This window comes from Myxococcus sp. CA056 (genome assembly GCF_013336715.1).
In the GTDB taxonomy this organism is placed as follows: Bacteria; Myxococcota; Myxococcia; order Myxococcales; family Myxococcaceae; genus Myxococcus; species Myxococcus llanfairpwllgwyngyllgogerychwyrndrobwllllantysiliogogogochensis.
Window position 1 is genome coordinate 885,735 of sequence record NZ_JABUMT010000002.1, and the last position, 13,019, is coordinate 898,753.

The window sequence follows — 13,019 nt, forward strand, 5'->3', positions numbered from 1 at the left end:
CGGCGCGTTGGGAGGACCCTACTCCACGTCAATGGCCGGTGTAGATGCCGATGGAGCCCGGACGGGTGATGTTGTTCGCACCATCACGTGTCGCCCCGAAGGCCACCAGCACCACGCGCGTATCGCCCGTGCCCGCCACCTGGATATCCCAGACGGGCTGGCCGGCCAGGCCCCCCAACACCTTGTTGTGGGTGATGAAGGTGCCCTCGGTGTGCAGGCGCATCAGGCCCCGGCCCCAGCGGTGTCCAATCCACAGGCTGCCGTCGCGCGAATCCCGCTCCAGCGAGGACACGAAGCGCTCCGCGTCACCCGTCAGTGCCTGGTCCACCACCAGCCCCGCGTCGCTCAGCTTCGCCATGCCCCACGCGAAGCTGGACACCCAGACGGTGCCATCCGGCATCAGCGCGAGGTCGCTCACCACGTCGTCCTTGCGCTGTGCGGGCGTGGGTGGAATGGGTTCGGCGACGGCGTCGGGCCAGATGTCGATGCGGTTGGCCTTGTGTTTCTTCTCCTCGGACTGCTTGCGCGCCGCCTCGAAGTTCCAGGGCGCGCCGGTGCCCACGTGGCCCACGCCGTTGGTCATGATGCGGAAGCGCGAGCTGCGGATGGCCGTGCCCATCCACACGTCGCCGTCCGGACGCACCGCCACGCCCCAGACATCTCCCGCCAGCCGGCTGTCCTCGTCCGTCTCGTCCGTGCCGTGCATCTGGATGGCGGGGTGGACGTGCTCCATGACGCCGAACTTGCAGCGCTGGCGCAGCTCGCGGTCCACCTCGTTGCCCTGGGCGTCATGAGTGACATAGGCCCACTCGTTGACGGCGCGGACCTGGGCGCTGGCACAGGCCTCGCCGCCCTGGTAGTTCGCCTCACCCCACGCGAGGCCATGGTTGGCGGCGAACCACAGGCCCTGGGTCGCCTTGTCCCAGACGATGCGGTTCACCGTGCAGAGCTTCTCGCGGTGGCCGTAGCCGGGCACCGAGTGCGCCGGCGAGTGGATGTCATAGTGGACGACGGACAAGGTGCCATCGGCCTTCAGCTCCACGCGGTCCGCGTCGCCGCTCTTGTAGATGGCGGGGTCCTCGGGCTGGCCAGGGGGCTTGTAGAACTCGTTCTCGCAGTTGGGGCGGCCCTGGTAGCCGACGAAGACGACGCCCGAGGGGCCGCCTGTCACCGCGGTCACCTTGAGGTAGCGGTTCTCCGGCAGCGGGTCCTTGCCCTTCCACGCGGCCCAGGGATGAAGGCCGTCCGCCATCGTGAAGCACTGGAAGGTGGTCGCGCCGGGGCGCACCAGACACAGGCCGTCCTCGCCGCCCGCGACCCAGATGTTTCCGCCCTCGTCCTGGGTGACGCCCAGCACCTCGCGCGGTCCGCCCTGCGCGGAGCCGAGGAAGCGCCAGCCGCTCGCATCCGGAGGGATGGGAGGGCCGCTGGCCGGGCCCGCGTCGGGCGCTCCGGCATCCGGTGGGCCCGCGTCGGGTGTGCCCGCGTCGTCCGGGAGGCCCGCGTCGGGAGGCTCGCCGGCATCGGGCACTCCGGCGTCATCGTCGACGGGAGGCGCGCCCGCGTCGGGTTGTCCGTCCTGGTCCTCGATGGGAGGAGTCCGCGTCTCCGCGCCTTCCTTGCAGCCGGCGAGCAAGAGCGCGCCCAGCAATCCCAGCCACCATCCGCTTCGTCCATGCCCGCACATGCTTGTCCCGCCTCCGACGTCCTTGGGCGAACGTCCCCCGAGCGCCGGTGGCTCACAGGCAAGTCAGGTGCCAGCCGCGTGGAGGCCGGGATGGGACGTAGCGCGGGATTGACTGGGTGACGCGAGGTGCGTGAGGAAGCGTCGCGCTGCCCACGGGAGGAAATGCGCGGCCTGGCACCCGAAGGGGGGAACGGCGTCACGTGGTGAGCAGCGAGACGCGAACGGAGCCCATCGACAGGGCGGATGCGCCTGTCTTCTTGGTCGACGTACTGGGATATCTGGCGGATTTGAACAAATGGATGGCCGATGCGCGAAAGCGCGCCAGACGCTCCGCGCGCATGTTTCGCCTCGCTCGCTGGGGCCCCTGGAGGTCCCGGCATTCCAACGCGAGGACGATGACCATGGGCTTCACGATGAACTCGACGGTGCTGACGCTGGGGGCGCTGCTGGTGCTGGGGTGCGCGGGGACGAAGGCGAACCTGGGCGACTCCGAGGTGGCGCACTACACGAGTGACGCGAATGGATTCGACACGCACTCGTTCTTCTATGACACGGGCGCGGAGGTGGTGGTCTTCGACGCGCAGTTCACCGAGGCGGAGGCGAACCGGGTGCTGGAGCACATCCGCTCGCGGACGGACCACCCCATCCGCTACGTGGTCATCACGCATCCGAACCCAGACAAGTTCAACGGCGCGGCGGTGTTCCAGCGCGTGGGCGCGAAGGTGGTGGCGAGCGAGGCCACCGCCGCCGCGATTCCCGCCGTGCATGCATACAAGAAGTACTTCTGGGTGAACGTGGCGAAGGCCTTCACCGAGGAGACCTATCCGGCGCAGGCGATGGTCGATGTCACGTTCCAGGGGGCGTACTCGCTGCCGCTGGAGGGCGGCGCGAAGGTGGAGCTGACGGAGCTGAAGCACGCGGGTGTCACGGTGACGCAGACGGTGGCGTACGTGCCGGGACGTGAGGCGCTCATCGTCGGAGACCTGGTGCACCACGGCGCGCATGCGTGGCTGGAGGGTGGGGTGCGTGACGGCAAGGTGGTGCCGGACGTGGAGGCGTGGAAGGCGGCGCTGCAGGAGCTGTCCGCTTGGCCGCGCGCCACGGTGTACGGAGGACGCGGGACGTCAGCGCCCGTGGCGGAGGCGATTGCCGCGCAGCAGCGCTACCTGGATGGAATGGTGACGGTGGTGACGACGTACGCGGCGGAGCTGGGCGGGCGCAAGGCGGAGCTGTGCGGTGACGCGGCGGCGCCCCACCACGCGGAGCTGGAGAAGCGCGCGGCGGCGGCCTTCCCGGAGTACGCGCTGCCGTACATGGTGCGCTACGGCGTGTACGGACTGGTCCACCGCGTCGCTTGCGGCGGGTGAGTTTCATCCGGGCCAAGGCTTCACGGGCCGCCGCGAGAACGGCGGCCCGCGCTCAGAAGAACGCTAGAAACCGAAGCCCACCGCGACCGAGGTCACGATGTCGCCCGACAGAGGGTCCCGCGCCAGCTCGACGCCGACGGCCGGAATCGCCACTTCACGGACGTAGGCACGGACACCCACGCCGGGGGAGACGTACTTGAGCAGCGAGTTCCTCCACTCCACCCGGCCCACATCCACGAAGGCATGCGCGGTGAGGGTCAGCATGCTGGGGCTCCAGAGTGGCACCTGGTACTCCAGCGTCGCGGAGGTCGCCATCTCCGCCCACAGTGTTCCAGCGGCGAAGCCCCGGCTCCCCGTGCGGCCGCCCAGGAGCTGCGCGTCCAGGAACGCGTCTCCTCGCGTCTGTCCGTGCTGGGCCGTCAAGGTCAGCGCATGATTGCCAAAGACAGGCAGCGTGTAGCTCGCGAAGAGCGACACCTGACGCATTTCGCGAGAAGAACCCAGGAAGCCCAATCCCTCACGGTAGAGCGCCCGGGCCACCAGCCCCTCGTTGAAATAGAAGTGGAAGTCCTGGCCCAGGTACTCGGCCGAGACGCTCACCCCGTGCACCTCTCCCCGCTGAGGTGTCTCCGGGCCCTCCGGCAAGGCCAGGGGCTTGTTGATGAGGGAGAACCAACCCGCGCCGACATTCAGCTCAGGCGTTACCTGGTAGCCGAGCGTCCCCGCGATGTCGAAGCGCCTGTCCGTGTACGTATCCCTGATGACATCGCGGACATGGCGCTCCCGGTCCGTCTTGGCGAACTGGAATGAAAGGAGGCCCGTCCACTGGCTGCCGCCGATGCTCGGGTCCCGGTACATGGAGAACAGGGTGCCGCCCCGGTTGCCCCACATGCCTCCGCCCACCAGCGTCTTGCGCAGCCCGAAGAGGTTGCTCTCGACGGCGAAGACACCGGCCTGCCATTGCCCCTTTCCCGAGGAGAAGACGGGGATGGGCAGCAGCGTCCAGCGCTCCTCCACCGTGATTTGGAGTCCGACGCCTTCGCCCTCGGGGCGTGTCAGCACCTCCACGCTCTTGAAGAGCTGCAGGTTGAGCAGCCGTCGCTTCAGCTCGGCGGCGTCCCCGGTGGTGAGCATGTCCCCCGGAGCCATGCGCATGGCCCGGAGGATGACGGACTCCTGGGTGCGGGTGTTGCCCTGGATGTCGATGTGCTCGATGCGCCCCGTCAGCGTCGCGGGTGGTGGCGCCGAGGCTTCAATCGTCACTTCTCCAGCGACTGGCAAGGGGCTCGGTGTGGGCGCTGTGTCTTGCGCCCAGGCCGTGCACGTGAGTCCGACCGCGTGCAGCACCACGAGTCGGCGGACCTGGGTCAGTGACGCGTTCATGACGGATGCGTTCTTCATGGCGTTCAAGGCACGGGCGCCAGCGAGTTGCCGGTGGGGTCGAAGAGTCCCGTTGCTCGGGCCAGGGCCAGGCGTGACAACTGCACGTTGAGCGCCTCTGTCACGGCGGACATCTGCGCGCTCGCGAGCGTCGCGTTGACGTCCGTCACCTGGAGGTACGTCGTGGCGCCCGCGTCGAAGCTCTGCTTCGCGAGTCGAGCGCTTTCCCACGCGAGCTTCACCCGCTCCTCGGCCGTACTGAGGTTGACCTCCGCGCTCTCCAGTTCGCTGCGCGCCTTGCGCACCTCATCGCGAATCTTCTCCTCGGTGCCGCGCAGGTTGGCGCTTGCCTCGGCGATTTTTCCAGAGGACTCCCGCAGGTTGGCCTCGCGCAGTCCGCCGTCGAACAGGTTCCATGACAGGGCCAGTCCCGCTGTCCACGTGGACGCGACGCCGGTGAGGCCGGCGGTGTTGCTCGTCGAGACGTTGCCCGTCGCATGCAGGTTGGGGAGGTACTCGAAGAGCACCTGCTTGCGCCCGCCGCGCGCCAGGTCCACGTTGAGGCGCGCCGCCGAGGCATCCGGCCGCCGGTCGAGGGCCGTCTTCTCGGCGGACGCCACATCCCCTGTCTCCGCGGGGAGTGGAACGGCCGTCTCCTGGGGAGGCGCCACGTCGAAGTCCACCGGTCGCGCGAGGAGCGCGGCGAGGGAACTCTTCGCCGTCGCATAGGCGTTGCGGCTGCGCACCACCTCCTGCTCGGCCTGCTTTCGGTCCAGCGTCGCGCGCAGCAGTGCCAACCGCTCCACGTCGCCCACGTCGAAGCGGTTCTGTGCGTCGCGCTCGAAGCCGCGACGAACCTCCAGGAGCTGCTCCTGCACCGCCATGGCCTCCCGCAGGCTCGCGGCGCCGAGATAGGCCTGGGCCACCGAGAAGAGAATCTCGCGTCGCGAGTTCTCCGCCGTCAGCCCCGCCACCTTCTCGCCCAGGTAGGCATTCTTGATGGCGGGCCACAGCGTGGGGACAATCAGGGCCTGCCGCGCGGAGATTTGACCGGAGAGCTGATCCTGCTTCTGCAGGGTGACGGGGTCCGGAGCACCGGGGAGCGCGAACGTCAGCTCCTTCGGATTGCGGATGTACGAGCCGCTCGCGGTGACGCTGGGGAGGTAGCCGGACCAGGCCTTGTTGCCCAGCTCCTTGGATTGCTGGAGCCGCGCGCGTGCGGCGTCGAGGCTGGGGCTCTGCTTCTCCGCGAGGGCGATGGCCTCCTGGAGGGTGAGCAGCGGGAGCGCGGTCGCCTTCGTGCCGGACGCGGACATCGGCACGGCGGAGTCGCTGGAGGCCGCATCCCGTACGGGCGTGTCGGTGGCGGCGGGGGCCGACTGGAAGGTGGGCGTGCGTCCGGGAGTGGCGGAGACGCTGGGGGCCTGCGTCAGCAGGACGCTGGTGAGGAACGCGTGGAGGAGCATGGTGAAGACCGAGGTGGGTGCGTCAGGGAAGCGAGGGCACACGAGGTGCGTCGCGGTCGCTTGAAAGGACCGGAGCGTCGACCTCGCGAGTCAGGTGGAAGAGGCGGAACCGGGCATGTGGCTCCCGGTTCCGCCGTCAGCGTGGCGTGAGCTCGTACTTCAGTGGGAGCCTTCCTCCGCGAGGAGCGGGCCGCTCGGCGCGACCAGGGCCTCCGACGTGGGGGCGTCACTCTTGCGACGGCTGAAGCGGGCGGAGAGCCCGTCCAGCAGCGAGTAGACGACGGGCACCACCACCAGCGTCAGCACCGTGGAGCTGATGAGGCCGCCAATGATGACGAGCGCCATCGGCACGCGAGTCTCCGCGCCGTCACCCTTGGCGAGCGCCACCGGAATCATGCCGGCCACCATGGCGATGGTCGTCATGAGGATGGGGCGCAAGCGCACCGGCGCGGCCTCCAGCAGTGCCTCGCGAGCGCTCTTGCCCGCGTCGCGAAGCTGCTGCGTGAAGTCGACCAGCAGGATGCCGTTCTTCACCACCAGACCCATCAGCATGATGACGCCGATGAGGGCAATCATCGACATGGCGTTGCCCGACAGCAGCAGCGCGCCGATGGCACCGATGAGCGCGAAGGGCAGCGACAACATGATGGTGAACGGGTGGATGTAGCTGCCGAACTGCGCCGCCAGAATCATGTACAGCAGGAGGATGCCCAGCCCCAGCGCGGTCGCGAAGGCGCCGACGGTCTTGTTCATCTCCTTCGCGTTGCCGGCGAAGCTCCCCACCACGCCCTGGGGCAGGTCCTGCTCCGCCTGCGCGGTGAGGAAGCCCATGCCCTCGCCCAGGGTGTAGTCGGGCGCGAGGTTGGCGAGCAGGGTGATCTGCCGCTTCTGGTTCTGACGGTCAATCTGCACCGGGCCCTCGGAAGGGGTGATGGTGGCCACGTTGCGCAGCTCCACCAACTGCCCGCCCGTGGTGCGCACGGTGAGCTGTCCCAGCGCCTCCTCGGAGGCGAGCGTCGCGTCGGGCAGGCGCAGCTTCACGTCGTACGTCTCGCCGCCCTCGCGGTAGGTCATGAACTCGTCGCGCCCCAGGTAGGCCCGCAGGGCGATGCCCACCTGGGCCGCCGGCACGCCCATCTGCGCGGCGCGCTCGCGGTCCACGCGCACGTCGAACTGCGGCTTGCCGCTGCGGAACGTGGTGTCGACGTCGGTGAAGCCCGGGTGGGACTTCATCGTGGCGAGCAGCTTCTCGCTGGACGCGACGACCTGGGGCCAGTCCGTTCCGCGCAGCACGTACTGGACCTGCTGGGTGCGGCCACCACCGCCGACGCCGGAGACGTCCTGGACGGAGAGCATCACCCCGGGGCGCTCGGCCAGCGCGTCGCGCAGGCGCACCTTGAAGGCCTCCTGGTCGAAGGCGCGCTCCTTGCGCGGCACCAGGTTCACCAGCACCTCGCCCTTGTGCACCTCCTCGAGCGTGCCACCACCGGCCGTGCTGAACGTCTCCTTCACGCCCTCCAGCGGGCGCACCTGCGCGGCGACGATTCCCAGCTCGCGCTCGGTGTCCTCCAGGGTGGAGCCCACGGGCAGCTCCACCGTCACGCGCACGGCGCCGTTGTCGGAGGGCGGGATGAAGGTGAACTTGAGGAAGCGGGCCATGCCCAACGTCAGCACCAGCACACCCACCGCGACGGCGATGGCCAGGGTGCGCCGCTCCAGCACCCAGCCGAGGATTCGGCGGTAGCCGCGCTCCATCCCCACGAGCACGCGCTCGATGGCGGCGCTCACGCGGTTGCGAGGCCCGCTGTGGGCGTGGGCCTTGAGCAGGCGGCTGGAGAGCATGGGCGTGAGCGTCATCGACACCGCGTAGGAGATGAGCACCGCCACGGCCACCGTGACGCCGAACTGGTAGAAGAACTGGCCAATCGTCCCTTCCATGAAGGCCACGGGGATGAACACGGCGACGATGGCGAGCGTCACCGCGAGCACGGCGATGACAATCTGCGAGGTGCCCTCCAGCGCCGCCTGCATGGGCGTCTTCCCCTCCTCCAGGTGGCGCACGATGTTCTCGATGACCACGATGGCGTCGTCGATGAGCAGGCCGATGGAGAGCGTCAGCGCCAGCATGGTGATGATGTTGAAGGTGAAGCCCAGCATCGCCATCACCGCGAACGTGCCGATGACGCTCACCGGCAGCGCGATGGCCGAAACGAAGGTGGAGCGCCAGTCCCGCAGGAAGATGAGCACGATGAGGACGGAGAGGACGCCACCGATGAGCATGTCCTCCTGCACCGCGTGGATGGAGGCGCGAATCGTCGTCGAGTTGTCGCTGATGGTGCTGACCGTCACGCCCTGGGGCAGCTCGGAGTTGAGCTCCGCGAGCGACTCCTTGACGTTCTCCGCGACCTGCACCGTGTTGGCGCCCGACTGCTTGCGCACCACGAGCGCCAGGGCCGTGCCCGTGTCGGAGCGCGCCAGACCCCGCGCCTCCTGCGCGCCGTCCACCACCGCCGCCACGTCACGCACGCGCACCGGCGTGCCGTTGGGGCTGGCGACGATGATGCCGCCAATCTCCTCCACGCTGCGCGCCTCGGCCGTCAGACGGACGACCCGCTCGCGGCCTCCCTGCGTCGCGCGTCCACCGGGCAGGTCCACGCTCTGCGCCTGGAGCGCCTGACTCACGTCGCCGATGGCCAGCCCGTAGCCGCGCAGCCGCTGCGGGTCGACCACCAGTTGAATCTCCCGCTCGCGGCCACCCACCACGCCGATGCTGCCCACGCCCGCCTGACTCTGGAGCGAGGGCTTCACCACGTCCTCCGCCACGCGCGTCAGCTCCTCGATGGGCAGCGCGCCGGAGAGCGACAGCGTGAGGATGGGCGCCGCGCCGATGTCGAACTTCTCGACGACGGGTGTCTCGATGTCGTCGGGCAGCTCGCGCAGCGTGGCCTGCACGCGGTCGCGAACGTCCTGGGCCGCCGCGTCCACGTTGGTGCCCAGCTTGAAGCTGATGGTGACCTGGCTGACGTTCTCCAGGTTGATGGAGTTGAGCTCGTCCACGCCGCTGAGCGTGTTGAGCGCCTCCTCGAGCGGGTCGGAGATGTTCTTCTCGATGGACTCAGGGTCCGCGCCCGGCAGCAGCGTGGTGACGGTGACGACGGGGATGTCGACGTTGGGGTACTGGTCCACACCGATGCGCGGATAGGCATACAGGCCGAAGACGACGACCGCCGCCATCAGCATGACGGTGAAGACGGAGTGTTTGATGAAGGTCTGGAGCATGGCAGTGGCGCTCGTCGGAAGAGGGGAGGAAAGGGGCTACTGCACGACCTGGAGCGCGACGCCGTTCTGGAGCGGCAGGCTGGCGTCGGCGACGACGCGCTCCTGGTGGCCGAGCCCGTGCACAACGCGCACGAAGCCGGGCAGCACGCGCTCCACCTTGACGTCACGGCGCTGCGCCTTGCCGTCCTGGACCACCCAGACGAAGCCCTGCTGGCCCTTGGCGTTGACGGCCTGTGACGGCAGGAAGAGGCCCGCCTGTCCCGGGGCGCTGTCGGTGGCCATCATGTCGGAGAAGTCCAGCTCCACCAGGGCGCCCGCGCGCAGCCGCGCCCCGTCCTCCTTCGAGGGCAGCACGTCCGCGAGCACCTCCACGGTGCGCGTCTGCGAGTCGATGACGGCGCCGAGGCTCCGCACCTTCGCCTCGAAGGGCGCGCCAGAGGGGTTGAGTGTGCCCTTGACGATGGTGCCCACCTTCACGCGGTCCACGAAGGCCTCGGGCACCGGGGCGCGCACCTCGAGCGCCTGCGTGTTGACGAGGCCGAAGATGGCCGTGCCCGGCGACACGTAGTCCCCTTCGTTGCGGCTGCGGCTGGTGATGACGCCGTCGAAGGGCGCCGTGAGGGTGGCGTCGCGCAGCGCCTCCTGCGCGCTGGCGAGGACCGCGGCGGCCTGCTCGGCCTGGGCCTGTGCCTGTCGGTAGCCCACCTCCGCCTTGTCGAGCGAAGCGCGCGCGAGGCTGCCCGACTGCGCCAGCATCCGTGCCCGCTCCACCTCCGTCTTCGCGCCCTCCAGTGCCGCTTCAGCCGCGGCCTTGGCGGCGCGTGCCTGGTTTGCGGTGAGGCGCGCGTTGGAGGTGTCCAACTGCGCGAGCAACTGACCGCGCTTCACCGCGTCGCCCGCGTTCACCGTGACTTTCGTCAGGGTGCCGGAGGCCTCCGCGCTCAGCGTCGCCTCCTGTTTGGCGCGCACGCTGCCGGTGGCCTGCAGGACGCTCGCCTCCAGCTTCGTGGCCGGCGTGAGCGCCTTGACGCCCACCGGCTTCTGGACGGCCTGCGCCGAGGGAGACGGCGCCACGGGCTTGCTACCGCCACCACACGCCCCCGCCACCACGGCCACCACCACCACTGCTGCCTTCAAGGTCGTCTTCATCGCTGCGTTCCTCGTCGTGGGGCCGGCACTCATGGGACTCCGGCACTGAATGACTGAATTGGTTTTCTGGTCAGTCCCGGGCAAACGAACACCCCATCCTCCGGGCACGGAGTGGGGCCTGGGGAGTCAGCGAGTGGGTGGAGTCGGGCCGGGTGGGGCCGAGAGGCCGCGGATGAAGAGCTCGAACGAGGCGTCCAGGGCTTCGAGCGTCAGGGGGCTGGTCTCCTGGGTCATCAGCTTGGGAACGAGCATCGTGATGAGCTCCACGAAGCCGCGAGCCGCCAACTGGGGGGCGCTGACGGTGAAGACCCCGCCCGCCACTCCGTCCTCGAAGACGCGCGCCAGGATGGCCGCATCCGCGTCCTGCATCTGGGGAACGAGGTGCATCACCTGGGTGCCCAGCTCGAAGAGCGTGGCCATCTCAAGGCGTTCCCCGTCGGGCTTGCGGACGCTCTGCTCCAGCTTGCAGCGAATGTAGGCGCGGACCTGGGCCTCGGGCGTCGTGGCGCGCTGGACGCTCGCCTTGAGCTCGGCGAGGCTCATCTCGTGCGATTGCCGGACAATCGCCTCGAACAGCGCTTCCTTGCTCTCGAAGTGCAGGTAGATGCTGCCCTTGCCGACGCCTGCTCGTTTGGCGATGTCCTCCACCGAGGCCTTCTTGAAGCCGAACCGGGCGAAGACTTCGCCGGCGGCCTTGAGGATGGCGATGCGAGGGTCGGAACTCATTGACCAGGATGGTAATCTGGTCAGTCGGTCATCGCAAGTCCCCTTTCGCCGGGGTTGATGTGCCGCCGGCACCTACCTGAAGCGCCGTGGTGTTCGGGCGGGCCTCAAGGGGCTCGTCTGGCAGGTCGCCTGGGGCGGGGTGTGGCGCGGGGCGGTGGGACGACGACGCCTCGTGCGACGCGCTGGCGGAAGTCGCGAGGCCTCTCGCCGGTGAAGGACGTGAAGGCGTGGGTGAACGCGGCGAGGCTCTCGAAGCCGACGGTGTAGGCCGTCTGGGTGACGCGGGCGCCGTCCTCGGCGAGCAGCTCCATGGCGCGCAGCATGCGGGCGTCGTGGAGAAAGCGGCGCCAGGAGGTGCTGGCCTCGTCCTCGAAGCGGCGCGCGAGGGTGCGCTGGGACAGTCCCGCCGCGCGTGCGGCGCCGGCGAGGGTGGCGGGGCCGGCGAGTCGGGCCAGGGTGTAGGCCATCGCGCGTTCCAGTTCGGGAGTGCGGGCGCGAGGCAGGCGCCATTCACGAGGTTCCGCGGCCCATTCCGAGAGCAGGTGGGCCAGGGCGGAGAAGAAGCTCTCGGCCACGGCATCGCGTGGGGGGCGCTCCGGTCCCCAGCGGGTGGAGTAGAGGAGCATCTCGCGCGCGAGTGGGGGGAGGACGAAGACGCGGCAGGGGCCCTCGGGGGCGGAGGGGACGCGCGAGGGTTCCAGGTACACGGTGCAGAGGGTGGCGGGCTGGGTTGCTCGCACGCGGTGGCGGGTGCCGGCGGCGAGCCAGGCGGCGCGCTGGGGTGGCAGGAGCCACTGGGCCTCGGCGACTTCCAGGTGGAGGGCGCCACGAGCGGCGTAGAGGAGCTGGTGGCGGCGGTGGGTGTGCCAGCCGGAGGTGAAGGGTGTCAGCGTGTCGGTGAGACAGAAGGAGGACGCGGGGGCCGCGTCCACGTCCACCAGGGGCTTGGGCACCGCGACGTTCCTCCGTGCTTGCGTGCTCGGGCGCCCGGCGCTCGTGAGGGCGCGCCGGGGCCGAGCATACGGCGGGCGCGTGGCTCAGGAGGGCTTGGAGTTGGAGTGGTCGGTGGTCTTGCTGACGAGGTATCCGCCGTGGCTGATGGCGAGCAGGGCGACGAGACCTTCGGAGAGCTCTGGGAGGCTGGTGAGGGAGCCGCGTTGGATGGCCATGGAGATGTCGACGAAGTAGGTCACCGCGGCGATGGCGGTGAAATAGAACATCTGCACCTTGGCGAGGTCGATTTGCGCGGTGTTGCCGACCTCGTCTCCCTGGAACATGTCTGAGATTCGCGCGTCCTGGATGCCCTTGTTGGCGTAGAGGGCGCCCTGTCGCTGGGCGTTGATTTCGGAGGGGGGCTCCGCGAGCTGGGCGGCGGTGGCGTCGACGGCCCTGGCGTCAGGGGTCTTGGAGCGCTTGCCGCTGAGCAGCAGCGAGGTGCCGAGCAGTGAAGTCGAGGCGATGCCCATGGCCCACCAGAGTTCCTGGGGGATGGCGACGTCGACGGCATTGGGTGTGTTTGCCTTCACGCGGGCGATGACCATCGTCAGGTAGCCGGCGACGACGACGACGGTCCACGTGACGGCCTGGAAGCGAGACAGGCTCATGATGTTGCGCTCGCTGATGAGCACGCCGAAGGGAGTCCCGGTGATGCTCTGGCCGAGCACGGCGAGGAAGGCGAGCAGCACGGCGGACGCGGCGATGTAGCTCCAGCCGGGCGCGACGAACCACGCCGCCGCGAGGCTGAGCAGCGGCAGCGCGGTGGTGAGGATCAGCAGTCGCTGATTCTGGGGGTGGGGAATGGCGGTGATGGTGCCTGTCGAGGGAGGCGCGAGGCCCCCATGAGATGGCACAGCCGCGACGGCGGACACTCCTGTACTGGTGTTCGCTTCATTGTCATGACTCATGACACCCCCCGGGTGAGGGGTGAAGCATAGGCTTTCTTTCAGCCTGCCCGCCAAGGGCGCA

9 protein-coding genes are annotated in these 13,019 nt (G+C 69.2%); 1 reads left to right on the forward strand and 8 read right to left on the reverse strand.

Annotation, left to right across the window (positions count from 1 at the left end; translation table 11 throughout):
* Positions 1-28 precede the first annotated feature (28 nt).
* A complete protein-coding gene (locus HUA76_RS11290; protein WP_174460827.1) occupies positions 29-1,687 on the reverse strand; it encodes a hypothetical protein in 1,659 nt (552 codons plus the stop codon).
* 401 nt (positions 1,688-2,088) lie between these two features.
* On the opposite strand from HUA76_RS11290, the gene HUA76_RS11295 reads away from it, so the two are divergent.
* Complete coding sequence (locus tag HUA76_RS11295; protein ID WP_174460828.1) at positions 2,089-3,054, forward strand: MBL fold metallo-hydrolase; 966 nt, start codon at positions 2,089-2,091, stop codon at positions 3,052-3,054.
* A 63-nt stretch (positions 3,055-3,117) separates the two neighbouring features.
* On the opposite strand, the gene HUA76_RS11300 is transcribed toward HUA76_RS11295, so the two are convergent.
* From HUA76_RS11300 to HUA76_RS11330, 7 genes are all read right to left on the reverse strand, one after another.
* Positions 3,118-4,455, reverse strand: coding sequence for a POTRA domain-containing protein (locus tag HUA76_RS11300; RefSeq protein WP_254614136.1), 1,338 nt, complete (start codon positions 4,453-4,455; stop codon positions 3,118-3,120).
* Between the two features lie 5 nt (positions 4,456-4,460).
* Positions 4,461-5,900, reverse strand: a complete 1,440-nt coding sequence (locus tag HUA76_RS11305; RefSeq protein ID WP_174460829.1) for a TolC family protein — start codon at positions 5,898-5,900, stop codon at positions 4,461-4,463.
* A gap of 159 nt (positions 5,901-6,059) precedes the next feature.
* Positions 6,060-9,179, reverse strand: coding sequence for an efflux RND transporter permease subunit (locus HUA76_RS11310; RefSeq protein ID WP_174460830.1), 3,120 nt, complete (start codon positions 9,177-9,179; stop codon positions 6,060-6,062).
* A 36-nt stretch (positions 9,180-9,215) separates the two neighbouring features.
* Positions 9,216-10,328, reverse strand: a complete 1,113-nt coding sequence (locus HUA76_RS11315; RefSeq protein WP_141641318.1) for an efflux RND transporter periplasmic adaptor subunit — start codon at positions 10,326-10,328, stop codon at positions 9,216-9,218.
* A gap of 126 nt (positions 10,329-10,454) precedes the next feature.
* On the reverse strand, positions 10,455-11,054 hold the full coding sequence (locus HUA76_RS11320; RefSeq protein WP_174460831.1) for a TetR/AcrR family transcriptional regulator: 600 nt from the start codon (positions 11,052-11,054) through the stop codon (positions 10,455-10,457).
* Between the two features lie 104 nt (positions 11,055-11,158).
* Positions 11,159-12,007: a helix-turn-helix transcriptional regulator gene (locus HUA76_RS11325; RefSeq protein ID WP_174460832.1), complete on the reverse strand. Its 849-nt coding sequence runs from the start codon at positions 12,005-12,007 to the stop codon at positions 11,159-11,161.
* Positions 12,008-12,091: 84 nt separating this feature from the next.
* The gene (locus HUA76_RS11330; RefSeq protein WP_217439531.1) at positions 12,092-12,958 is read right to left on the reverse strand and encodes a hypothetical protein; all 867 of its coding nucleotides are present in this window, start codon (positions 12,956-12,958) and stop codon (positions 12,092-12,094) included.
* Positions 12,959-13,019 lie beyond the last annotated feature (61 nt).